We start from the raw sequence: 21,973 nt of genomic DNA, 5'->3' as shown, positions 1-21,973 counted from the left end.
CGCACCCCACGTGATTACGGCAGCACGTGGGGTGCACCCCGGCCGCGCTCCCGCTGGGGAGGCGGCCCGGGGTCAGGAGGAGGACGGCTTGTAGTCGCTGCCGAGGATCACCGAGACGTCGGCTCCGGAGGAGACGCTGCCCTTGGTCACGGAGCCGGCCGGCAGCCCGAGGGTCTTGGCGACCTCGGTGGCGTTCGCCTTGTCGGCGGCGTCCGCGTAGAGCACCTTCGAGGCGGCCTGGGTGCCGGAGGCGCTGCCGCCCTCCAGGAAGGTGAAGCCACCGTTGAGGAGCACGACGCGGGCCTTCTCGGTGTCGTCCTTCACACCGGTGGCGTTCTGCACGGAGACCCGGACCGCGGAGCCGGCGTCGGGGCTCTTGGCGGTGCCGCCGAGGATGTCCTTCACCACGCTGTCGCTGGTCTGCGCGCTGAGCGTGCCGTCGGCCTGCACGGGCAGCAGGGCGGTCTTGTAGTCGCCGCTCTTGGCGAGGTCGGCGAGCTTGGCGAGGAAGGCGCCGAGGTCCTTGTCGGTGAGCGGCGGGTCGAGGATCTGCGCGAGGGTCTGCACGGTGGTCGTGGCGGACGACGGGTCGGAGGACATCTTGCGCAGCACGCCCTGCATGACCTGGCCGAACCGCGCCAGCTGGGCGTTCTGGGACTCGCCGGCGGCGCGGTAGGTGGCGTAGGCGACGGCCATCTTGCCGCTGAGGGTCTGGTCCTGGCCCTTGTGGACGAGCGGCGCGGCGCCCTTCTTCTTGGCGTCCGGGTCGGGCACGTCGGTGTCGGTGTCGACCTCGATGTTGCCGACGAGTTCGACGAGGTTCTGCAGGTAGGGGGTGTCGAGGCGCCAGGTGCCCTGGATGCTGGTGCCGAGGACCGTGTCGAGCTGGTCGCGGGTGCCGGAGGAACCGTCGTCGTCCACGGACTTGGCGAGGGTCGTGGTGGAGCCGTCGTCGCCGGTCAGCGCGAGGGAGTTGGGCAGCAGGACCGTGCTGCCCTGCTTGGTGGTGGTGTTGTCGACCAGCAGCGCCGTGGAGGTGCCGCCCTTGGCGGTGTTGTGCAGGTGGACGACGAGTACGTCCCGCTTCTGGGCGGCGACCGGCGTGCCGCTGCCGGTGATGCCGTCGGAGGAGGACAGGCCGGGCAGCTTTCCGGCGTACCAGAGGTAGCCGACACCGCCGGCCGCGACGAGGGCGAGGACGACGCAAAGCGCGATGATCCGGCTGCGGGCGCGGCGGCGGGCCTCCTCGCGGCGCTCGGTGCGGTTCTCGGTGAACTTCAGCCAGTCGATGACGTCCTCGGAGTCGCCGTCCGGCTCCTCCACGAAGGCGAACTGCTCGGTGTGGTACTCCGGTTCGCTCGGGGCGGCCTCGGTCTCCCGCGGGGCCCGCGCGTCCTCCGCCGGTCCGGCCTGCTGCGGGATGTAGGCGGTCTGCTCGGCGACCCGGGGCTGCTGTCCGCTGCTCGCCGCCTGCCCGTAGGGGTCGTAGCCCGTGGCGCCCTGGGTGCCGGTGGCGTACGGGTCGTACGGGGCCTGGGAGCCGTAGGGGTCGTAGGCGGGCGGCTGCTGGGCGGAGCCGTAGGAGGGGGCCGGCTGCTGCTGGCCGGTGGCGTAGGGGTCGTAGCCGTAGCCCTGCTGCTGGGTATACGGGTCGTAGGTGGCCTGCGGGGCCTGGGGAGCCTGCTGGGCCGGGACCTGCCCGTACACGGGCCGGCCGTACTCGTCGTAGCCGACGACTTCGTACGGGCCGGCGCCATAGCCTGCGTCACCCGCGTCGTATCGGTCGTTCACCGGTGCCCCTCTCGGCTCACTCGCCGCGGTACAGCTCGCGCTTGTGGATGTAGCGCACGACTCCGTCCGGCACCATGTACCAGATGGGGTCTCCCTTGGCGACTCTCGCACGGCAGTCCGTGGAGGAGATGGCGAGCGCCGGCACCTCGACGAGCGAGACACCGCCTTCCGGCAGGCCGGGGTCGGCCAGGTGGTGGCCGGGTCGGGTGACGCCGATGAAGTGGGCGAGGGAGAACAGTTCCTCGGAGTCCCGCCAGGTGAGGATCTGGCCGAGCGCGTCGGCGCCGGTGATGAAGAAGAGGTCGGTGTCGGGGTTGAGGGCGCGCAGGTCGCGGAGGGTGTCGACGGTGTAGGTGGGGCCGCCGCGGTCGATGTCGATGCGGCTGACGGAGAACTGCGGGTTCTCGGCGGTGGCGATGACCGTCATCAGGTAGCGGTCCTCGGCCGGGGAGACCTTGCGGTGGGACTTCTGCCAGGGCTGGCCGGTGGGGACGAACACCACCTCGTCCAGCTGGAACTGCGCGGCGACCTCGCTGGCCGCCACGAGGTGCCCGTGGTGGATCGGGTCGAACGTTCCGCCCATGACGCCCAGGCGCCGCTTGCCCGTGAGGGCGGGGCCGTGGCCCGGTCCGTACTGCGGGTGCTTCACCGTGTCGTCGGCGGTCTTGTGCGCCGGACCGGTAGGCATGTCCTGCTCTCCCATGCGTGCAGACCCTACCGGCCCGGTCTCGGACCTCCGGCCGGGGACGGGGTCCCCGCTCAGCGGTCGCGGTTGAAGCGCGTGGTGATCCACAGCAGCAGGAGCAGGATGATCAGGGCACCGCCGCCGGTGACGGCCGGGTTCAGGCTGTTGTGGTTTCCGCCGTGCTCCCCGCCCTCGGCGGCAAGGGTGACCAACTGGGCTGCGGCGCTGTGGAAGCTCATCTTCGGCAGGACCTATCGCGTGTGGGCGGAATAAAGATGTCGGCTCATCGTAAGCGGGCGGCGCGGCGGCGATCACGCCGACTCCGCCGTTGGGGACGGAGGGCGCCGGCGGCTCTCGCGCGGCGGGGATCGCCCGCCGCCCGGCGGTGGGGAACTTTCCCCGCTCGTCAGTCGTCCTTCCGCTTGTAGCCGCGCAGCAGGAACCAGGCGGTCAGTACACAGCCGAGGACCATCACGATCAGCACGATGCGGAGCAGGTTTCCCGTTCCGTGCTGCTGGACGGCGCTGGCGGCGGCCTCGGTCAGCCGGGCGGCTGCGGGGTGGTGCTCCATGGCGGGGGCTCCTTCGGGTGTACTGCCCGTCCACGGTATCTCCGCCTAGGCTGGGCCCCGCCTCGGGGGCACAGTGGGGCACTCACACGCACATGGGGGAAGACATGTCCGACGACGGCCACCAGCACACGGGGCACGAGCGGGTGCCGAGCAGGCAGCGCAGGCGCTTCCCGGGAATCTCCTCGCGCGCGTACGAGCACCCGGCCGACCGCTCGGCCCTGGTCGCGCTGCGCAAGCTGAGCGGGTTCGACACCGTCTTCAAGGCGCTCAGCGGGCTGCTGCCGGAGCGGAGCCTGAGGCTGCTGTTCCTGTCCGACTCGGTGCGGGTCTCCGAGCGGCAGTTCGCGCACCTGCACGACATGCTGCTGGACGCCTGCTACATCCTGGACCTGGAGAAGGTCCCGCCGATGTACGTCACGCAGGACCCGCAGCCGAGCGCGATGTGCATCGGGCTGGACGAGCCGATCATCGTGGTCAGCACGGGGCTGGTGGAGCTGCTCGACGAGGAGGAGATGCGGGCGGTCATCGGCCATGAGGTGGGGCACGCGCTGTCCGGGCACTCGGTCTACCGCACCATCCTGCTGTTCCTGACGAACCTCGCGCTGAAGGTCGCCTGGATCCCGCTGGGCAACTTCGCGATCATGGCCATCATCACGGCGCTGCGGGAGTGGTTCCGCAAGTCGGAGCTGTCCGCCGACCGGGCGGGGCTGCTCGTGGGCCAGGACGTCCGGGCCTCGATGCGGGGCCTGATGAAGATCGCGGGTGGCAACCATCTGCACGAGATGAACGTGGACGCGTTCCTGGAGCAGGCCGAGGAGTACGAGTCCGGGGGCGATCTGCGTGACTCCGTGCTGAAGATTCTGAACGTGCTGCCCCGTTCGCACCCGTTCACCACCGTGCGGGCCGCCGAGCTGAAGAAGTGGGCCGAGTCCCGGGACTACCAGCGGCTCATGGACGGCCACTACCCGCGGCGTGACGAGGACAAGGACACCTCCGTCAGCGACTCCTTCCGCGAGTCGGCGGCCAGCTACGCGAGCGATGTGAAGAGTTCCAAGGACCCGCTGATGAAGCTGGTCACGGACCTCACGGGCGGCGCGGGCGACCTCGGCGACCGGGTCCGCCGAGGCTTCGACGGCTTCCGGAGCCCGCCACCGGCCAAGGGGGACACGCCGGGCGGGGACGAGGAGTAGCCGAGAGCGAGGCGAGAGCCGGCCGCGCGCACCGGGCCGGGCTCAGCCCCGCCCCACCCTCAACGCCGCGTCCCCACCCTCAACGCCGCGTCCCCACCCTCAACGCCGCGTCCCCACCCCGCCGGCGTCCCAGCCCCACCGCCGGCACCGCCCACCACCCGCCGCCTCGACAACCCTCACACCTTCGGCTGAGCCCCCGTGGCCAGCGTCCCGCACAGGGCCGTCGGGCTGTCGGTCTCGTAGGGGTTGGTGCCCGCGGGGGCGCCCGAGCGGGCCGTTTGGCCGGCCAGGAGGGGGCGGAGGTAGGCGGCGGAGTCCTCGGCGCAGGCCAGGGGGCCTGCCTGGACGTAGGACGTGATCAGCCGGACCTGGTGGGTGCGCAGGTCGTCGCGGTCCAGGTGGAAGATCAGCTCGCGGCGGACCGTGAAGAGGGAGGCGGGGGCGTCGGAGACGGCGCCGGTGGGGCGCAGGGCGTAGACGAAGGTGTGGTCGGCCGTGACCTCCAGCGTCGCCGAGTCGGCCTCGGTGACCCCCAGGGAGCCGAACACGCGGATCCGGTCGTCGGCCAGCTGGGCCCGGGCGGGGTCGATGCGGACCACCCAGCCGGTGGGCGCGTGCCGGCCGTCCGCCGCCGGGTGGTCGAAGCTCTGGTCGAACTGGTCGAGCTGGTCGGAGTCGATCAGGGACCGGGCGGGGCGCACCTCGCGGCCGGTGAGCACCTCGGGGTGGAGCGAGGAACGGACGATGTACTCCTTGACGGTGGTGAGGGCGGTCACCACCTGGCTGTCAGAGAAGTGGGCGGTGCTGCGCGAGGCCGGCAGCGGTATGCCCTCGGCGCCGACCTCGAACGGGGCGGCGGGGCTGCGCGCGTACAGGCTCTCGGCGTCGGTGGCGCCGGGCACCTTGGCCTGCGGGGCGAGCGGGATGACCGTGATCCGCAGGGACTCCACGGGCCGCCGGGTCTGCGGGGAACTGTAGGGGTGGCGGACGCCCATGTAGATCGCGGTGCCGAAGGCGACGGCGATCAGCAGGACGAGGATCAGGGCCTGCCGGCCGAGTCCGCGGTGCAGGGCCGGGCGGCGGCGGACGGCGGGCGTGTGGTCGGCCATCCGCTCCTTGGCGGAGAACTCCTGGAGTCGGGCAGCACGGACGAACGACTCGTCGAAGACGACGGATCGGTATTCGTCCTCCGCACCTCCGGGGCCGCCCTCGGGTGTCCCCTCCGGTGGGTCTCCAGGCCCGCCCATACCTTCAGAGTAGGTCTCGCGGAGCCCGGGTAAACGCCCCCCTGTGCGACAACTTTTGACAGGTTCTCACCAGGCGCGGGCGGGCGTTCAGGGTGAGTGCGGGATGGCCGAGACGGCCGGACGGGAGTGGTCGGCGGGGGTGCCGGGCGCGGAGGCGCCGCCTTGTTCCAGGCCGGTCGAGGCGGGCGCGGGTACCCGGTCGCGGGTGCCCGAGGAGCTTCCCCGGTAGACGGCGGCGAAGGCCAGGGCGACCATGCCGATGCCCATCACGACGGCGAGGACCCAGGCCACGGGCCGGTGCCAGCGGACCTGTTTGCCGTAGGGGCCGAAGGCGCCGTGGCGGTCGCCGAGGACGTAGGCGTCGTCCGGCTCGTCATCGTCCTGATCTTGGCCGAATTCGGTGCCGTCGGGGCCGTAGCCGTCGTCGTAGCGCTCGCCTCGGGAGTGGGCGCGGCGGGCCTCCGCCTCGGAGGCCTCGGCTCTGGCCTGGGCGGCGGCCAGGAGGCGTTCCACGGCGGTCGGCTCATGGACCGTGGCCGCCTGTACGAAGGCCTCGTCGAAGACCACGGAGGCGAACTCTTCGTCCGACACCCCGTGGTCGTGGTCGTCGTCGGGCTCCCAGCCGTCAGGGAACGGCGTGCCCCCCACGTCCTCCGGCACGGGTCCAGAGTAGACCTGGGGGGTCAATTTGGGCAGACGGTATGGAAATTCGTCTGCCTGGTGAGACGGCGTTCAGGACACCGGCCGCGCCCCGGTCGGGTCACCCGGGCGGGTGAGCGGATCAGCGGCGTACGTGTCCGTCGCCGGTGACGATGTACTTCGTGCTGGTCAGCTCCGGCAGGCCCATCGGGCCGCGGGCGTGCAGCTTCTGGGTGGAGATGCCGATCTCGGCGCCGAAGCCGAACTGGCCGCCGTCGGTGAAGCGGGTGGAGGCGTTCACGGCGACGGTGGTGGAGTCGACCAGCTGGGTGAAGCGGCGGGCGGCCTGCTGGGAGGTGGTGACGATGGCCTCGGTGTGGCCGGAGGTCCACAGCCGGATGTGCTCGACGGCCTTGTCCAGCGAGTCCACCACCGCGGCGGCGATGTCGTAGGAGAGGTACTCGGTCTCCCAGTCCTCGGCGGTCGCCTCGACCACGGTGGCCTTGGAGTCCTTGCCGTAGGCCATGACCCGCTCGTCGGCGTGGACGGTGACACCGGCCTCGGCGAGGGCCTCCAGGGCGCGCGGCAGGAACTCGGGGGCGATGTCCTGGTGGACGAGGAGGGTCTCGGCGGCGTTGCAGACGCTGACCCGCTGGGCCTTGGAGTTGATCAGGATCTCGACGGCCGTGTCGATGTCGGCCTGGGCGTCGACGTAGACGTGGCAGTTGCCGGTGCCGGTCTCGATCACGGGGACCGTGGACTCGTTGACCACGGTCTGGATCAGGGAGGCGCCGCCGCGCGGGATGAGGACGTCGACCAGGCCGCGGGCGCGCATCAGCTCGCGGACGGAGTCGCGGCTCTCCCCCGGCACCAGCTGGACGGCGTCGGCGGGCAGGCCGGCGCCGCCGACGGCGTCGCGGATCACCCGGACGAGGGCGGTGTTGGACTCGTAGGCGGAGCCGGAGCCGCGCAGCAGGACGGCGTTGCCGGACTTCAGGCAGAGGGCGGCGGCGTCGACGGTGACGTTGGGGCGGGCCTCGTAGATGATGCCGACGACGCCGAGCGGGACGCGGACCTGGCGCAGGTCGATGCCGTTGGGCAGGGTGGAGCCGCGGACGACCTCGCCGACCGGGTCGGGCAGCTTCGCGACGTCGCGGACGTCGGAGGCGATGGCGCGGACCCGCTCGGGGGTGAGGGTGAGCCGGTCGACGATGGCCTCGCTGGTGCCGTTCTCCCGGGCCTTGGCCACGTCCTTGGCGTTGGCCTCGACGATCTCGGCGGTCCGGACCTCCAGGGCGTCGGCGATGGCGAGCAGCGCGTCGTCCTTCACCGCGCGCGGGAGCGGTGCGAGGTCGGCGGCGGCGGCCTTGGCCCGGTAGGCGGCCTGGGTGACCGGGGACATCGAGTCGTACGGAGAGAGCGTGGTCATGAGGGAAGGGTAGTGCGCGGGACGCGGCGGTTCAGCGGACGTCCCACACCCCGAGACACCCCGGTCCACCCCAAAAGGGGCGACCCGCCACCCCGGCCCGCGCCTCGCCCCTGGCTCCAGCCCCGCCCCGCCGCGGCCTGTCCCGCGGCCTTCGCTCCACCCCGGCCCCGGCCCGTGGCCCCCGGCCTCCGCCCGCTCCAGCCCCGCCCCGGCCCCGGCCGGTGGGCCGGCCTCTCCGCGGCCTGTGCCTCGGCCCGCCCTCCAGCCCCCGCCCCGGCCTGTGTCTTGGCCCTCGGCCAGCCCCCACCTCGGCCCGGCCCCCACCACAGCCTGTGCCTCGGCCCTCGCTCCAGCCTCCGCCCGGGCTGTGCCGTGCCCCTCGTCCAGCCCCCACCTCGGCCGCCGACCTCCGACCTCCGCCCCGGCCCCGCCGCAGCCCGTGCCTCGGCCCGCGCTCCAACCCCCCGCACCGGCCCCCGCCTCCCGGCCTCCGCCGGGCGCCCGCACGCCACCCCGTCGAGGCCGCCAGCCCCTCCCCCGGCCGGTTCGCCCGCTCCGGGTCAGAACGGGTGCACCCCTACCGGTGTCGCCGGTGGCGGTCCGTAGCCCTCGGCGATGCGCTGGTGGTAGGTCTCGCGGTCGATGACCTCCAGACCGACGATCTCCCAGGGCGGCAGGCCGGCGCTCTGCCGGTGCTCGCCCCACAGGCGCAGCGCCACGGCGGCGGCGTCGTGCAGGTCGCGGGCCTCTTCCCAGTACCGGATCTCGGCGTGGTCGGTCGCGTATCTGCTGGTCAGCAGGAAGGGGTGGTCGTGGGCGAGTTGTTCCAGGGCCCGCCGCAGTTCGGGCAGGGGGACCTTCTCCCCGGAGACGCTGAGGGTGACGTGCCACAGCCTGGGCAGGTCCTTGGGCCCCTCATAGGTGTCCCCGGCCGCGACGCTCGTCAGAGCACCGCGGGACGCCGCCCCCGGGCGCACTCGTCTCACGACGGCCTCCTTCACGCATGGCTCGCATGGCGCGCATGGCTCACTGGCTCGCACTGGCTCGTACGGCTCGCATGACCCCTTGACGGAACGTGTTCCTATCAACATGTCCCCGAGACAAAGTTGAGCAGGCCTCCGGGCTCCGCGTGGCGGTTTTACGGAACGTCCCCCACCGGGGGCGTTCCTTACGCCCTGTTTTACGAGCTGTTTTGCGAGAGTCAGGTATGCAGGAGCACCAGGTCGTCCCTGTGTACGACCTCGCGTTCGTACGCGGCGCCCAGCTCCCGCGCCAGCTCCCGGGTCGAACGTCCGATCAGCCGGGGGATCTCCTTGGCGTCGAAGTTGACGAGCCCCCGGGCCACCGCGCGGCCCGTCGCGTCCCGCAGCTCGACGGGGTCGCCCGCGCTGAACTCGCCCTCCACGGCGGCGATTCCGGCGGGCAGCAGCGACTTGCGCCGCTTCACGACCGCGTCCACCGCGCCGTCGTCCAGGGTCAGGGCGCCCTGCGGGGTGGAGGCGTGCTGGAGCCACAGGAGGCGGTCGGCGGAACGCTTTCCGGTGGGGTGGAAGTAGGTGCCGGTGTCGCCGCCGGCGAGGGCCTCGGCGGCGTGGACGGCGCTGGTCAGCACCACCGGGATGCCGGCGGCGGCGGCGATCCGGGCAGCCTCCACCTTGGTGACCATACCGCCGGTGCCGACGCCGGCCTTGCCCGCGCTGCCGATCTCGACGCCGGCGAGGTCCTCCGGGCCCTTGATCTCCGCTATCCGCGAGGTGCCGGGCTTGCTGGGGTCGCCGTCGTAGACGCCGTCGACGTCGGAGAGGAGGACCAGCAGGTCGGCGTGGACGAGGTGGGCGACGAGGGCGGCGAGGCGGTCGTTGTCGCCGAAGCGGATCTCGTCGGTGGCGACGGTGTCGTTCTCGTTGACGATCGGGAAGGCACCCATCGCGAGCAGCTTGTCGAGGGTGCGGGAGGCGTTGCGGTGGTGGGCGCGGCGGCTCATGTCGTCGCTGGTGAGCAGGACTTGGCCGACGCGGACGCCGTAGCGGGCGAAGGAGGCGGTGTAGCGGGCGACGAGCAGGCCCTGGCCGACGCTGGCGGCGGCCTGCTGGCGGGCCAGGTCCTTGGGGCGGCGGCGCAGGCCGAGCGGGGCGAGGCCGGCGGCGATGGCGCCGGAGGAGACGAGGACGATCTCCCGCTCCCCGCCGCTGCGGCTCTTGGCGAGGACGTCGACGAGCGCGTCGACGCGGTCGGCGTCCAGGCCGCCCGCGGCGGTGGTCAGCGACGAGGAGCCCACCTTGACGACGATCCTGCGGGCCTCGCCCACGGCCTGCCTTGCCCTTGACACGGTGCCTTCTGTCCCCTCGCGCGTTCCGGCTGCCTGTCCGGCAATCTACGCGAAGTGGATCGGTTGGTGCGCGCCGGTCCACCTCCCGGACAGGCGGTGCGTAGTCGTTCGCTCACCATTTGCGTACGGCAAAAAAGTTGTGTTGGTTGCCTGTAGAAATAAAATGTCTCACCAACATATGTTGAAGTTTGTGTCACCTACTGTTCCCCCCGTGAACCGCATCCTGCTGCGGTCGGGCAAGAGCCCGTACGACGTCCTCTCCCTGGAGGAGGCCCTCCACCGGGACGTCATCGCCACCAACGCCGGCAACCTGATCTTCAGCGACGCCGCGCACAAGATCCTCGAAGCGCCGGGCACCGAGGTCGTCTCGAACGGCATCGGCACCGACGTGTCGGCGGCCGCCCGGATCAACGAGGAGTACGACGCCTTCGTCGTACCGCTGGCCAACGCCTTCCGGCCGTCCTTCGAGGGCCGGCTCAAGCGCATGACCCGGCTGATCAGCAAGCTGCGGATCCCCGTGGTGGTGCTGGGCGTCGGCGCGCAGACCGGACTGAGCTACGACCCGGCGCGGCTGAAGCCGATGGAGCAGTCCGTGCGCGAGTTCTGCGCGGCGGTGCTGGACCGCAGCGCCTCGATCGGGGTGCGCGGCGAGTTCACCGAGCAGTACCTGCGGGACATGGGCTTCCGGGACGTGGAGGTCATCGGCTGCCCGTCGCTGTTCCTGTACGGCCGTGACCTCGACGTGCGGAAGCGGCTGCCGGAGCTGACCTCGGACGCGCGGATCGCGGTGAACGGTTCGCACAGCGCGGTGCAGAAGCAGGGCCTGGACCGGATCATCAGCCGCACCCACGCCCGCTACCCGAACCTGTGCTTCATCGGCCAGAACATCAGCGACGCGCGGCAGTTGCACTGGCGGGACCTGACGGACCCCAACGCCCTGGTGACGGCGATGCCGACGCACCCGGACCACCCGATGTACCGGGAGGGCAAGGTGCGGGTGTACGTCGACCCGGTCACGTGGATCGACGACCTGCGGGACTTCGACTTCTCCTTCGGCTCGCGCATCCACGGCAACATCGCGGCGCTGCTCGCGGGAACGCCGGCGACGGTGCTGTGCGGGGACTCGCGCACGCTGGAGCTGTGCCGGTACTTCGAGATCCCGCACCTGCGGCTGGACAAGGTCGCGAAGGATCCGGAGGCGGCGGATCCGGCCCGGCTGTACGAGCAGGCCGATCTGAGCGGGCTGGTCGGGGGCCACGCCGAGCGCTTCGACCGGTTCGTACGGTTCCTGGACAAGAACGGGCTGCGGAACACCTTCACGCACGGTGACGGCGGGGCGGCCTTCGAGAAGAGGATGCGTGCGCTGTCCTTCCCGCCGGGTGTCCGGCCGTGGAACGACACCGATCTCGCCTCGCTCAGCACCCGGTTCGGCTGGCTGCAGAGCCAGGTGACGGAACTGAGCCAGCACAACGCCCAGTTGCGGCGGGAGCTGGCGAAGGCGCAGAAGGTGAAGCAGAAGGCCGCGGCGGCGGTGCCGGCCCCGGCCGCGTCCGTCTACCGGCGCGCGCGGCGCGTGGTGGGCCGGCCCCTTCGGCGCGCGCTCCAGGCGGGCAAGCAGTAGTCCTCCGGCGGCACGAGGACCCCGGGCACATCCGCCCGGGGTCCTCGTCGCACCCGACAGGGCTCGCTCAGGCCGCCGCCGCCCCGAAGCCCTTCCCCGGCAGTACGCGCCGCAGGATCCGCCGTGCCTTGCGCAGGGCGCGGCGCGTGACGGAGTTGGCGGCGGCCTCGCGGTAGCCGAGGAAGGCGCGGGCCTCGCGGGGGTCGGCGAGGTAGATCTCGTCCGGGATGCGGGCCGTCCTGGACCGGAAGTGCGGGTAGATCAGGTACAGGCGGGTGCCGCGCTTCTCCAGGACGGCCGCGGCCTGCTTCTTCGCCTTGACGAACTTGACGACGTCCAGCAGCAGTTCGGGCTGCTGCATGGCGACCAGGTGCAGCCGCAGCCGCTCGTTCACTTTGAGGCGGCGGGCCACACCGGGCGTCCAGTAGGCGTCCATCAGCGGCTTGGCCAGCTCGAACTTGTGCCGGCGCACCTCTTCGCTGTCGGTGAGGAACTTGGGCCCGAACTGCGGCAGCAGCGTGATGAGGAACGGCCGGACCATGAGGAGGTCACGCTTCTCGCCGGCCGGGACCATGTCGGCGATGAGCTTCATCAGGGCGCGCGCGGAGTCGAAGCGGAGGGTGTAGCTGCCGGTCTTGGTGACCTGCTTGCCGTCGTCGCGGCCGACCAGGTAGTAGCAGGTGTAGTCGGCGACCACGGAGACGCCGCTGGCGCGCAGGTAGGCCTCCAGCGTGAACAGGGCGTCCTCGCCGGTGAACAGCGACTCGTCGAAGCGCATGCCGTGCTGCTCCAGCAGGGAGCGGCGGAAGAGCTTCTGCGCGCTGAGCGTGAACTTGATGTTGGAGGTGAAGACGTCGGCCCGGTCGAGCGTCTTGCCCCACATGGACTTCGGCGCGCTGCGGTTGACGCCCTCCACCTTGCCGAGGACGACGTCCGTGCCGTTCTTGTCGGCCATGGCGATCATGCGTTCCAGGGCCTCGGGGCCGAGCCGGTCGTCGGCGTCGAGGAAGAAGACGTAGCGGCCGGACGCCTTGCCCAGGCCGACGTTGCGCGGTCCGCTGGGGCCGCCGGAGTTCTCCTGGCGGATGACGGTGACGGACATGGGGGCGCGGGCCGCGAACTCCTCCAGGTACTCGCCGGTGCCGTCGGTCGAGCCGTCGTCCACGGCAATGACCTCCATGCGCGCCGGATCGATGGTCTGTGCCTCGACGGATGCCAGGCACTCCACCAGGTACGGCATCGCTTCGTACGCCCCGATGATCACACTGACATCAGGCTGCGTCACGACGGTCACTGTTCCCCCTAGTCACGGAATATTTCCCCCGTATCACCTCAATCGCAATTTGTTAGACGGATACCTGGGGCAAGCGGTTGCCCCACCGAGGGTGATAAGTGGTACACATCACACAGATTCCTGGATTGAGGGTGAACGGAGCACGGCGAGGGCCCCCGGGGAGTGCTCCTCGGGGGCCCGGTGATCACGCTGGGAAGGTCAGCCCGCGCTCACGCCGTCCGTCTCTCCGGCCGACGCGGTGCGCTGGCCCGGGACCGCGTTGGTCAGCTCGGCCGCCTCGGCGGCGTCGGCGTTCGCCGCGCCCAGCCGGGACTGCTGGCCGACGTTGCGGGCCTCGGCCTTCAGGGCGAGGTCGGCGACCGCGGCGTTGAACTGGTCGATCGACTTCGGCTCGTCCGGGCCGAGCAGGTACTGCTTCAGCTCCTTGCGGGCGTCCGCGAGCGGGTCGGCGGACGGGTCGCGCACGGCGTCCAGCAGACCGCCCAGCTCGGCGGCGCTGTTGGACAGGATCACCGCGGCGCGCACGGCCGTGTTCTGCCGCTTGAACTCCTCGAAACCCAGCTCGCCGGAGTCGGTGACGGCGTACGGCTTGCCGCTCGCGATGAAGTCGGAGACCACGGAGGAGATGTCGGAGACCATCGCGTCGGAGACGTTGAAGCAGTCGTACAGCCGCGGCTCGGCGCCGGTGATGACGCGGTGCTCGTACGACGGGAAGGAGCGCCAGTAGGCGTCGTTCCACTCGGCGCGCAGCCGGGCGATCTCCTCGTGCCGGTGCACGTCCACGATGCCGTCGCGGGTGGCCTCGGCCTCGTCGCCCTTGCTGCCGCCGGTGCCGGCCAGCTCGGCGAGCCGGGCCTCGATGCGGGCCAGCTCGGCCTTGGCCCGGTCCATGGCGGCACTGTCGGCGGTGAACCGGGGGTCGGTGGCGCGCTCGGCGGCGGCCTTCTCGACCAGGGCGGTGATGCGCTGGTGGGCGGCCTTGGCGTCCTTGCTGACGGTGCCGGTGAACGGGTGCGGCTTGTACAGGACGCGGACCGGCGGGTCGGCCGCGACGAGCTTGTTCACGATGTTCTCGCCGGCGAGCACGATCGAGGTGTTGCCCGGGTTGCCGTCCCAGCCCTCCCAGGTGGGCGCGTACAGCACGGTCGGGATGCGGCCCTCCGGCACGCCCTGCCAGCTCTGGATGGGCGCCAGCTGCGGGCGGCCGACCTCCACGATGTCGTCGTCGCGGACGCCGACGTCGGCGATGGCGTAGCGGTCGCGGCCGGCCCGGCCGGCGGTCCACACCTCGTCGTAGACCTTGCTGTACGGGTTGACGCTGGCCAGCTTGTCGCTGTCGCCGTGGCCGATGAACACGTGCTTCATGGTGGGCACGCGCAGCAGGTGGATGTTCTTGCCGACGTTGGCCGCGTACAGGGCGACCCGCACGGTGGACAGGTCCAGGTTCATCAGGTGCACCCCTCCGGGCACGCAGATGACGGGGACCGTGGTGGGCGCGAGGTTGTTCAGGATGACGCGCTCGCGGAGGATGATCAGCGGCCGGGTGTCCAGCTGCTCCATCGTCTCCAGCCACATGTTGACCTGGTACGCGGAGTCCTTGGAGCCGGAGAAGTACAGGACCGTCTCGGGCTTGTAGGCGGCCAGCCAGTCGTCGACGGCGGCGAGGACGACGTCGGCCCTCGGCGGGATCCGCCGGCCGCGCACGTACGGCAGCAGGCGCAGGATGTACCCGATGCCCCCGCCGAGGGTGAGACCGACACCGAGGAAGCCGAACCCGGCCGACCCCAGCTCGGCCGAGACGAGGATGCCGGCGACCGCGAACAGGTCGAGGTGGAGCATCTTCTCCGCGGAGCGGTGCAGCAGCCCGCGCGGCGGGGCGTCCGGGATGCGGATGCGGGACTTCAGGTCGATGTTGCGGGTGGCGACCGGCATCCGGCGGCGGTTGCGGATGAGGGTGACCAGGGCACCGTGCGGGGCCTGGAGCCCGTAGAAGGCGATGAAGCAGGCGACCGCGCCGTAGAAGATCAGGTCGTCCGAGAGGGACAGCCGGGCCAGCAGCAGGACCAGCAGCAGCTGGCGGATCAGGAAGCGGATCGACAGGCCCGCGCGGACCTTGCTGAGGCGGTTGATCAGGTAGCTGCCCTTGCGGTGCAGATAGTGGTCCGCCAGGTACGTCACGGCGGCCAGGGCCGCGAAGGCGGGAACGCTCGGGACGAGCGCGGCCAGCATGAGCGCGGGGAAGCCCAGCATCACGAGGGCCGCCGCGGCAAGCTCGGCCGCGCTGCCCACCCGGGCGACGCGAATAGCGGTGGATATCACGGAGAAACCTGCTCTGGGAGGGGGAGTGCCGGTTTTGTTCAGAAATGCCGGGAGAGGCCGGTAATTGGGTGGGGTACGGATACAGGCCTCTGCGAATACCCGGTGAACGGGTACCCGCAGAGGCCTGAATTCCCAAAGTCTTAATTACCTCTGATTATTACACGCCGTCCTGACGGTCCAGCACGGCGGCCAGCGCCTGTTCGAAGCCGGAGGCCTTCGCGGCGCCCGCGGTCGGGTCCTGCTGACGGACGTCGATCACGTGCCCGGTCAGCTCCGACAGCAGCACGTCCAGGGAGGTACGGGCCACGGCCTCGGAGGACAGCAGGCTGCCCGCGGGCTCCTGGCCGAAGGCCTTGGTGCGCATCGGGGTGGCGGTGCGCTCGGGGTTGATGCAGTTGACGCGGATGCCGTCGCCGGCCCACTCGTCGGACAGCGCCTGGGTGAGGTTCACCATGGCGGCCTTGGTGGAGGAGTACAGGGAGTACTCGGCGCGGCCGCGGGTGTAGCTGCTGGAGGTGTAGAGCAGCAGCTGGCCGTTGGTCTCCGCCAGGTACTTGTAGGAGGAGCGCGCGATCTGCACCGGGGCCAGGTAGTTGACCTTCAGCGCCTCCTCGATGGTGGCGTTGTCGGTCTCGGCGAGCTTGCCGATGCGCAGCACGCCCGCGGTGTTGACGACGTAGTCGATCCGGCCGGTCTCCGCGTACGCCTTGGACAGCGCGTCGTCGACCTCCTCCGGGTTCTCCACGTGCGTGCCGGTGGTGGAGCGGCCGAGCGCGTAGACGTTCGCGCCGTAGGACTCGGCGAGTTCGGCGATGTCCTTGCCGATGCCGTAGGAGCCGCCGAAGATGACGACGGTCTTGCCGGTGAGGAGTTCGCGGTAGGCCTCCTCGCCGTTCTGCTCGGGGGCGGCGGTGGAGGCGAGCTGGAACAGCTTGTCGGCGATGAAGACGTCGACCGGCTGGGTCACCTTCATGTTGTACTCGTCGCCCGCGACGACGTGGATCGGCACGTCCGGCAGGTACTTGAGGACCACCGAGCAGTCGTCCGTCGCCTGGAAGTTGGGGTCGCCGGCGGCGACCTCGTAGGCGCGGCGGATGGTGGACAGCTTGAAGGCCTGCGGGGTCTGGCCGCGGCGCAGCCGGGAGCGGTCCGGGATCTCGGTGATGAACTCGCCGTCCTCGCCGTGCGTGCGCGTGACGATGATGGTGTCCGCGGACGGGATGGCGACGTCGACGGCCTGGTAGCGGTCCAGCGCGGCCACGCAGTCGTCTATGACGCGCTGCGAGAGCAGGGGGCGTACGGCGTCGTGGAAGAGGACGTTGAGGTCCTCGCCCTCGGCCAGGCCCTCGCCGAGGGCGGCGATGGCGCGCTCGGTGGTCTCGTTCCGCGTCGAGCCGCCCTCGATGATCTTCTTCACCTTGGTGAAGCCCGCCTTGGCGACGATCTTCTCGACGTCCGGCACATAGCCCGGGGCCATCAGCACGATGATGTCGTCGATCGAGTCGGCGTTCTCGAAGGTGGTCAGGGTGTGCTCGATGACTGCCTTGCCGGCGATCTTCAGCAACTGCTTGGGGATCGACAGACCCACCCGCTGACCGGTGCCACCGGCCAGGATCACTGCGGTGGTACGGGGCTTGGCTATGTGCTGGGACACAGGTGACCTACCTTGGGGCGACAGGGAACCGTGAAATGGTCCCACTTCCGGTAACCGCAGTGCAAGGTGAGTGACCTCCGCTGCATATGTGCGCGCTACCTGTCATTCACCTTGCACTCCTGGTGATTGGCGGCGGGCGGTGTGAACGCCCGTGAATTTGCTGTGAGTAAGTCCACAGGTGTCCGCGAGCGGGATTCAGCGGCGCCGAAGCCGCCTCGGACAACGGTGCCCGAGGACCCGTACCAGCTCCTTCGACGGCGTCTGGTGAACGCCGCGCGCGGGGGCCGCGCCGCCGGACATCTCCGCACCGACGGCGCAGGCCGCCTCGAGCGCCCGGCGGGGCGTCGGGATCTTCACGTCGCGGGACGTGGGGCTGCACGTGTTCTTCATATGCGGCACGGCTCCGCCTCGGACAAGGCGGGAATACAGCTCGTCCGGGAGGTCATTGCCGCGGAATTCAACATTAAGATTTCGCAGCATTTCGGTCTCGGCCGGGGTGAGTGACCGATTCGCGGTGTCCGGAACCGGCGGCAGGAGATTCCCGGGCAGTCCGAGCAGCGCCTCCACGACCGGGCGATCGTGGCGTCGTCGGGGGCGTCGGCGAAGAACTCGCTGCTGATCACCGAGGTCCGTGTGCCGGTGGCCCGTACCTGCTCCAGCAGCCATGGTCAACGGAAGGTAAGAGGCTCACCTGAGACTCACGTGAGAGCGCCGTGGGACCGCGGTGAGTCCCACGGCGCGTACCCGGACGTCAGACGATCCGCACACCCGGTTCGTCCGACTCCACCCGCAGTGTCACCAGCGTGCTCGCGCTCGCCTGCGGTTTGAGAACCGTGTCCACGGCACGGACCCTCGCGTCGATGCCGTCGCGGCGGATGTCGAACAGGTGGTATCCGCGGTGGGCGTCGATGAACTTCCAGTGCGGGTTGTCCGCCATCAGCGGGTCCCACTGCTTGTGGAAGGCGTCCTGGTCCTGGTCGCCGCTGCTGGAGATGGAGGTGCCGACGAACTCGGCGCCGACCACGTCGGAGTCGGGGTCGGCGTAGTCCGTCCTGAGGTCGCTGATCATCGTCAGGTGGCGGTCGCCGCTGAGCACGACCGGGTTGCGGATGTCGGCGAACTCCTCCAGCAGGGCGTTGCGTTCGACCTGGTAGCCGTCCCAGGCGTCGTAGTACCAGAGCTTGCCGTCGCCGGGCAGCAGGTCGGTCTCGGCCATCATGATCTGCGAGGCGATGAGGTTCCAGCGGGCCGGGGAGTCGTACAGCCCGTCGAGCAGCCACTGCTTCTGCTCGGCGCCGAGCATGGTCATCGAGGGCGATTCGGCGCCCTCCCGCGTGGTGGCCTGGTCGCTGCGGTACTGCCGGGTGTCGAGCACGTTGAGCCGGGCCAGCCTGCCGAACTCCAGCCGGCGGTACATCTGGATGTGCGGACCCGTGGGGACCGCGGTGGCGCGTACCGGCATGTGCTCGTAGTACGCCTGGAAGGCCGCGGTGAGCCGGGCCACGAACTTGTCGTGCGGCTGCTTGTCCGGGTCCTGCGGGATCTCCGCGGCCCAGTCGTTGTCCACCTCGTGGTCGTCGAAGGTGACCACCCAGGGGGCGTTCGCGTGCATCGCGGCGAGGTCGGGGTCGGTGCGGTACTGGGCGTACCGGTTGCGGTACTGCGCGAGGGTGTACGGCTCGCCCTTGCCCTCGTGCCGCCGTACGGCCGTCGCCGAGGGCGCGGACTCGTAGATGTAGTCGCCGACGAAGAGCACGACGTCGGGGTCCTGGGCGAGCATATCGGCGTATGGCGTGAAGTAACCGTGCTGCCAGTTCTGGCAGGAGGCGAGGGCGACGCGCAGCGAGCCGCCCCGCCGGCGCGGGTGGGGCGCGGTGCGGGTGCGGCCGGTGGGCGAGAGCTGGGTGCCGGCCCGGAAGCGGTACCAGTACGGGCGGTCCGGGCGCAGGCCGCGGACGTCCACGTGGACGCTGTGGCCGAGTTCGGGGCGGGCCTCGGCGGTGCCGCGGCGGGCGATACGGCGGAACCGCTCGTCCTCGGCGATCTCCCACTCCACGGGGAAGACCGCGTCGGGCATGCCGCCGCCGTTCAGCGGGTCGGGCGCGAGTCTGGTCCACAGCACGATGCCGTCGGGCAGCGGATCGCCGGAGGCGATGCCGAGGGTGAACACTCCGTCGGGGAGCGGGGTTCCGGCGGCGCGGGCGGTGCCGGGCAGCCACAGCTGGGCGGAGGCCGCGGCGCCGAGGACGGCGGCCCCGGCGGTCAGAAAGCGGCGGCGGTCGGGCGATGGTGCGGTCATGCGCTGACTCCCTTTGCCACAGTGGCCACTTGGACAGGTGGGTCGGACATGCGGAAGTTCCCATGGCCGGACGGTCCGCCTGCTGAACCATGCCCATCGCGAGCATGACAAGTGGGGAGACAACAGGAGAAGCGTCACGGCACCAGAACACCGTGACGCCGCAACGGATGTGACGGTAGGTCGGAATGCGTCCTACCGCAGGGAGGCGCAACGCCGTGCCGCTCCTGAGCGGGGATCAGCCGCCGAGCGACGTCGTGGGCACAGAAAAGCGGCACGCGGCGGACCGTGATCCGCCGCGTGCCGCACCGTCAGATGCGGTCGGCCCCTCTGAAGGGGCCGAACCGACGCCTTACTCGAACGGGTCGAACTCGTCGTACTCCCGCAGTACCTCGTCCCGCTCCGCCTGCTTGTCCCGGCGGCGCTGTGCCGCGGGCCGCGGCTCGTCGAAGCGGTGGTCCTCGCCACGGCGGCCGAGCATCTCCGCGCCGGACATGACCGTCGGCTCCCAGTCGAAGACGACCGCGTTCTCCTCGGGGCCGATGGCGACGCCGTCGCCCGCGCGGGCGCCCGCCTTCATCAGCTCCTCCTCCACGCCGAGGCGGCCCAGCCGGTCGGCGAGGTAGCCGACAGCCTCGTCGTTGTTGAAGTCGGTCTGGCGGACCCAGCGCTCGGGCTTCTCGCCGCGCACCCGGAACAGCGGCTCGCCGCCGACCTCCTCGCGTACGACGGTGAAGCCGGCGTCGTCCACGGCCTTGGGCCGGATGACGATCCGGGTCGCCTCCTCCTTCGGCTTGGCGGCGCGCGCCCGGGCGACCAGGTCACCGAGGGCGAAGGACAGCTCGCGCAGACCGATGTGGGCCACGGCCGACACCTCGAAGACCCGGTAGCCGCGGGCCTCCAGGTCGGGGCGGACCATCTCGGCGAGGTCCTTGCCGTCCGGCACGTCCACCTTGTTCAGGACGACGATCCGGGGCCGGTTGTCCAGGCCGCCGTACTGCCGCAGCTCCTCCTCGATGATGTCGAGGTCGGAGACCGGGTCGCGGTCGGACTCCAGGGTGGCGGTGTCCAGCACGTGCACCAGCACGCTGCACCGCTCCACGTGCCGCAGGAACTCCAGGCCCAGGCCGCGGCCCTGGCTGGCGCCGGGGATGAGGCCGGGCACGTCGGCGATGGTGTAGACGGTGGAGCCGGCGGTCACCACGCCCAGGTTCGGGACCAGCGTCGTGAACGGGTAGTCGGCGATCTTCGGCTTGGCCGCGCTGAGCACGGAGATCAGCGAGGACTTGCCGGCGCTCGGGTAGCCGACGAGGGCCACGTCCGCGACGGTCTTCAGCTCCAGGACGATGTCCTGGACGTCACCGGGCTCGCCGAGCAGCGCGAAGCCGGGGGCCTTGCGGCGGGCGGAGGCCAGCGCCGCGTTGCCGAGGCCGCCCCGGCCGCCCTGCGCGGCGACGTACGAGGTGCCGTGGCCGACCAGGTCGGCGAGCACGTTGCCCGCCTTGTCCAGGACGACCGTGCCGTCCGGCACCGGCAGGACCAGGTCCTGGCCGTCCTTGCCGGAGCGGTTGCCGCCCTCGCCGGGCTTGCCGTTGGTGGCCTTGCGGTGCGGGGAGTGGTGGTATTCGAGCAGCGTCGTGACCGACTGGTCGACGGTCAGGATGACATCGCCGCCCCGGCCGCCGTTGCCGCCGTCGGGGCCGCCGAGCGGCTTGAACTTCTCACGGTGGACGGAGGCACAGCCGTGGCCTCCGTTACCCGCGGCGACGTGCAGTTCGACGCGGTCCACGAAGGTGGTCATGGTGGGGTGCCTCCAGAAAGATGACGGGTTTTACCTGTGTTAACACGCGAAAGGCGGACCCGCCTTCCCGATCGGGAAGTGAGGTCCGCCTCGCGAAAGCGTTCGGTGCTGAATCAGGCGATCAGGTGATCAGACGATTCAGGCGACCGGAACGATGTTCACGACCTTGCGGCCACGGTGGGTACCGAACTCCACCGCACCGGCCTGCAGGGCGAACAGCGTGTCGTCGCCGCCACGGCCGACACCGGCGCCGGGGTGGAAGTGGGTGCCGCGCTGGCGGACCAGGATCTCACCAGCGTTCACGACCTGACCGCCGAAGCGCTTCACGCCGAGCCGCTGGGCGTTGGAGTCGCGACCGTTCCGGGTGGACGATGCGCCCTTCTTGTGTGCCATTTCTCCTCAGTCCCTTACTTCGCAGCCGTGGGGATCGACGTGACCTTGATCGCCGTGTACTGCTGGCGGTGGCCCTGCCGACGGCGGTAGCCGGTCTTGTTCTTGTAGCGCAGAATGTCGATCTTCTGGCCCTTGTGGTGGTCCACGACCTCGGCCTGGACCTTGATGCCGGCCAGCACCCACGGGTCGCTGGTCACGGAGTCGCCGTCGACAACGAGCAGGGTCGAGAGCTCGACCGTGTCGCCAACCTTGGCGGTGGAAATCTTGTCAACCTCAACGATGTCGCCGACAGCAACCTTGTGCTGGCGACCACCGCTGCGCACGATGGCGTACACGCGGATCTCACTTTCGCTCGAAGAAACGGCACCCCCGCAGGCCAGTCGCCCGGGAACACCACGGGCGACCTCTCCCGGCCCGCCTTGCGCCCGGGAGGAAGAGGTTTACGGGGATGTGGCGTGTTCAGTGGACACGCCGACGGTCAAGGTTACGGGGCAGGGCCGAGGGGGTCAAACCGGGTCCCTCGGGTGTGCGGCCGGTCACTCGGACCGGCCTCACGGGCGGGCGGCCGGTCACTCGGTACCGCCCCGTCGGTGTGGGGGGGGGGGGGGGGGGGGGGGGGGAAAAGGCGGGGGGGGGGGGGGGAGGGGAGGGGGGGGGGGGGGGGGGTGGGTTTTTTTTGGAGTCGGCGTGGGTAGCGGTGGGGGTGTTGTTTGC

Annotated in this window: 18 protein-coding genes and 1 pseudogene; 2 read left to right on the top strand and 17 right to left on the bottom strand. The window is 70.7% G+C overall.

The features are described from left to right. Positions 1-72 precede the first annotated feature (72 nt). From ACZ4U1_RS08080 to ACZ4U1_RS08065, 4 genes are all read right to left on the bottom strand, one after another. Positions 73-1,791 (bottom strand): LytR C-terminal domain-containing protein, encoded by a 1,719-nt coding sequence (locus ACZ4U1_RS08080; RefSeq protein WP_467901013.1) that lies wholly within the window; start codon positions 1,789-1,791, stop codon positions 73-75. A 16-nt stretch (positions 1,792-1,807) separates the two neighbouring features. Continuing rightward, positions 1,808-2,494, bottom strand: coding sequence for a nicotinate-nucleotide adenylyltransferase (gene nadD / locus ACZ4U1_RS08075; RefSeq protein WP_467901010.1), 687 nt, complete (start codon positions 2,492-2,494; stop codon positions 1,808-1,810). Between the two features lie 56 nt (positions 2,495-2,550). Then, positions 2,551-2,715, bottom strand: a complete 165-nt coding sequence (locus ACZ4U1_RS08070; RefSeq protein WP_393598561.1) for a hypothetical protein — start codon at positions 2,713-2,715, stop codon at positions 2,551-2,553. 167 nt (positions 2,716-2,882) lie between these two features. After that, positions 2,883-3,047, bottom strand: a complete 165-nt coding sequence (locus tag ACZ4U1_RS08065; protein ID WP_201815428.1) for a hypothetical protein — start codon at positions 3,045-3,047, stop codon at positions 2,883-2,885. Between the two features lie 104 nt (positions 3,048-3,151). On the opposite strand from ACZ4U1_RS08065, the gene ACZ4U1_RS08060 reads away from it, so the two are divergent. After that, positions 3,152-4,237, top strand: coding sequence for a M48 family metallopeptidase (locus ACZ4U1_RS08060; protein ID WP_467901007.1), 1,086 nt, complete (start codon positions 3,152-3,154; stop codon positions 4,235-4,237). 176 nt (positions 4,238-4,413) lie between these two features. On the opposite strand, the gene ACZ4U1_RS08055 is transcribed toward ACZ4U1_RS08060, so the two are convergent. From ACZ4U1_RS08055 to proB, 5 genes are all read right to left on the bottom strand, one after another. Beyond that, complete coding sequence (locus tag ACZ4U1_RS08055; protein WP_467901005.1) at positions 4,414-5,484, bottom strand: SCO2583 family membrane protein; 1,071 nt, start codon at positions 5,482-5,484, stop codon at positions 4,414-4,416. An 87-nt stretch (positions 5,485-5,571) separates the two neighbouring features. Continuing rightward, a complete protein-coding gene (locus ACZ4U1_RS08050) occupies positions 5,572-6,144 on the bottom strand; it encodes an SCO2584 family spore wall biosynthesis protein (protein ID WP_467901002.1) in 573 nt (190 codons plus the stop codon). Positions 6,145-6,265: 121 nt separating this feature from the next. Further along, entirely contained in the window at positions 6,266-7,552 is a 1,287-nt protein-coding gene (locus ACZ4U1_RS08045; RefSeq protein ID WP_467900999.1) for a glutamate-5-semialdehyde dehydrogenase, read from the bottom strand. Between the two features lie 560 nt (positions 7,553-8,112). Beyond that, positions 8,113-8,538 (bottom strand): hypothetical protein, encoded by a 426-nt coding sequence (locus ACZ4U1_RS08040; RefSeq protein ID WP_467900996.1) that lies wholly within the window; start codon positions 8,536-8,538, stop codon positions 8,113-8,115. Positions 8,539-8,753: 215 nt separating this feature from the next. Continuing rightward, complete coding sequence (gene proB, locus ACZ4U1_RS08035) at positions 8,754-9,860, bottom strand: glutamate 5-kinase (protein ID WP_467901464.1); 1,107 nt, start codon at positions 9,858-9,860, stop codon at positions 8,754-8,756. A gap of 232 nt (positions 9,861-10,092) precedes the next feature. On the opposite strand from proB, the gene ACZ4U1_RS08030 reads away from it, so the two are divergent. Further along, on the top strand, positions 10,093-11,502 hold the full coding sequence (locus ACZ4U1_RS08030; protein WP_467900993.1) for a polysaccharide pyruvyl transferase family protein: 1,410 nt from the start codon (positions 10,093-10,095) through the stop codon (positions 11,500-11,502). Between the two features lie 67 nt (positions 11,503-11,569). Here the strand turns inward: ACZ4U1_RS08030 and ACZ4U1_RS08025 are convergent, their stop codons facing one another. From ACZ4U1_RS08025 to rplU, 8 genes and pseudogenes are all read right to left on the bottom strand, one after another. After that, positions 11,570-12,742 (bottom strand): glycosyltransferase family 2 protein, encoded by a 1,173-nt coding sequence (locus tag ACZ4U1_RS08025; RefSeq protein ID WP_467901462.1) that lies wholly within the window; start codon positions 12,740-12,742, stop codon positions 11,570-11,572. A gap of 252 nt (positions 12,743-12,994) precedes the next feature. Beyond that, positions 12,995-15,115, bottom strand: coding sequence for a hypothetical protein (locus ACZ4U1_RS08020; protein WP_467900990.1), 2,121 nt, complete (start codon positions 15,113-15,115; stop codon positions 12,995-12,997). Between the two features lie 157 nt (positions 15,116-15,272). Further along, positions 15,273-16,769, bottom strand: a complete 1,497-nt coding sequence (locus ACZ4U1_RS08015; protein WP_467900986.1) for a D-ribitol-5-phosphate cytidylyltransferase — start codon at positions 16,767-16,769, stop codon at positions 15,273-15,275. Between the two features lie 195 nt (positions 16,770-16,964). Beyond that, positions 16,965-17,333, bottom strand: a pseudogene (locus ACZ4U1_RS08010) (hypothetical protein); the annotation flags it as partial. A gap of 187 nt (positions 17,334-17,520) precedes the next feature. Continuing rightward, positions 17,521-19,068: an alkaline phosphatase D family protein gene (locus ACZ4U1_RS08005; RefSeq protein WP_467900983.1), complete on the bottom strand. Its 1,548-nt coding sequence runs from the start codon at positions 19,066-19,068 to the stop codon at positions 17,521-17,523. A gap of 349 nt (positions 19,069-19,417) precedes the next feature. Further along, positions 19,418-20,866 carry a GTPase ObgE gene (gene obgE / locus ACZ4U1_RS08000; protein ID WP_467900980.1) on the bottom strand — a complete coding sequence of 483 codons (1,449 nt, stop codon included), beginning with the start codon at positions 20,864-20,866 and terminating at the stop codon, positions 19,418-19,420. Positions 20,867-21,004: 138 nt separating this feature from the next. Further along, the gene (gene rpmA, locus ACZ4U1_RS07995; RefSeq protein ID WP_023550764.1) at positions 21,005-21,259 is read right to left on the bottom strand and encodes a 50S ribosomal protein L27; all 255 of its coding nucleotides are present in this window, start codon (positions 21,257-21,259) and stop codon (positions 21,005-21,007) included. 14 nt (positions 21,260-21,273) lie between these two features. Further along, positions 21,274-21,594, bottom strand: coding sequence for a 50S ribosomal protein L21 (gene rplU, locus ACZ4U1_RS07990; protein WP_028422127.1), 321 nt, complete (start codon positions 21,592-21,594; stop codon positions 21,274-21,276). Positions 21,595-21,973 lie beyond the last annotated feature (379 nt).

This window comes from Streptomyces sp. NPDC028928, from assembly GCF_055564915.1.
The sequence above is the reverse complement of the archived record's forward strand: the minus strand, read 5'-3'. Positions and strand labels throughout refer to the sequence as shown.

What these genes read in the sequence shown, in the direction of transcription:
- nadD (WP_467901010.1), bottom strand. Translation starts at nt 2,494, where the DNA reads ATGGGAGAGCAGGACATGCCTACCGGTCCGGCGCACAAGACCGCCGAC.
- ACZ4U1_RS08070 (WP_393598561.1), bottom strand. Translation starts at nt 2,715, where the DNA reads ATGAGCTTCCACAGCGCCGCAGCCCAGTTGGTCACCCTTGCCGCCGAG.
- ACZ4U1_RS08065 (WP_201815428.1), bottom strand. Translation starts at nt 3,047, where the DNA reads ATGGAGCACCACCCCGCAGCCGCCCGGCTGACCGAGGCCGCCGCCAGC.
- ACZ4U1_RS08060 (WP_467901007.1), top strand. Translation starts at nt 3,152, where the DNA reads ATGTCCGACGACGGCCACCAGCACACGGGGCACGAGCGGGTGCCGAGC.
- ACZ4U1_RS08055 (WP_467901005.1), bottom strand. Translation starts at nt 5,484, where the DNA reads ATGGGCGGGCCTGGAGACCCACCGGAGGGGACACCCGAGGGCGGCCCC.
- ACZ4U1_RS08045 (WP_467900999.1), bottom strand. Translation starts at nt 7,552, where the DNA reads ATGACCACGCTCTCTCCGTACGACTCGATGTCCCCGGTCACCCAGGCC.
- ACZ4U1_RS08025 (WP_467901462.1), bottom strand. Translation starts at nt 12,742, where the DNA reads ATGCCGTACCTGGTGGAGTGCCTGGCATCCGTCGAGGCACAGACCATC.
- ACZ4U1_RS08005 (WP_467900983.1), bottom strand. Translation starts at nt 19,068, where the DNA reads ATGACCGCACCATCGCCCGACCGCCGCCGCTTTCTGACCGCCGGGGCC.
- obgE (WP_467900980.1), bottom strand. Translation starts at nt 20,866, where the DNA reads ATGACCACCTTCGTGGACCGCGTCGAACTGCACGTCGCCGCGGGTAAC.
- rpmA (WP_023550764.1), bottom strand. Translation starts at nt 21,259, where the DNA reads ATGGCACACAAGAAGGGCGCATCGTCCACCCGGAACGGTCGCGACTCC.